Genomic DNA, 564 nt, shown 5'->3' with positions numbered 1-564 from the left:
GCGCCCTGGAGCGCCACCGCAGCGACTTCCGCCTGGCCGAAGGACGCAGCGACCAGCCGTTGCTGGCCAGCGGGCACTTCCTGACCCTGAGCGCGCACCCCAACGCCGCCTGGAACGACCTCTGGCTGCTCACCGAGGTGCACCACCAGGGTCGCCAGCCCCAGGTGCTGGAAGAAGCCATCACCAGCGACGTCGACGCCAAGTACGACGGCTTCCAGCAGGGCTACCGCAATTTCTTCAGCGCCACCCCGTGGGACGCCACCTACCGCCCGCCGCTCGAACACCCCAAGCCACGTATCCTCGGCGACCAGCGCGCCGTGGTCAGCGGCCCGGCCGGCGAAGAGATCTACTGCGACGAATACGGCCGCATCAAGGTGCAGTTCTTCTGGGACCGCGAAGGCCGCGCCGACGACAAGTCCAGCGTGTGGATGCGCGTGGCGTCGAGCTGGGCCGGGCAGGGCATCGCCGGCCTGCAATTGCCCCGCGTCGGCATGGAAGTGCTGGTCAGCTTCCTCGAAGGCGACCCCGACCAGCCGCTGGTGACCGGCTGCCTGTACCACGGCG

1 protein-coding gene is annotated in these 564 nt (G+C 69.3%); it reads left to right on the top strand.

Going from position 1 to position 564, the window contains the following annotated elements; translation table 11 throughout:
• Positions 1-564: type VI secretion system tip protein TssI/VgrG (gene tssI, locus P5705_RS26200; protein ID WP_277463754.1), on the top strand; the 564-nt coding region annotated here is incomplete at both ends.

Origin of the sequence: Pseudomonas entomophila, assembly GCF_029478665.1 — a bacterium.
Lineage (GTDB): Bacteria > Pseudomonadota > Gammaproteobacteria > Pseudomonadales > Pseudomonadaceae > Aquipseudomonas > Aquipseudomonas entomophila_F.
The sequence above is the reverse complement of the archived record's forward strand: the minus strand, read 5'-3'. Positions and strand labels throughout refer to the sequence as shown.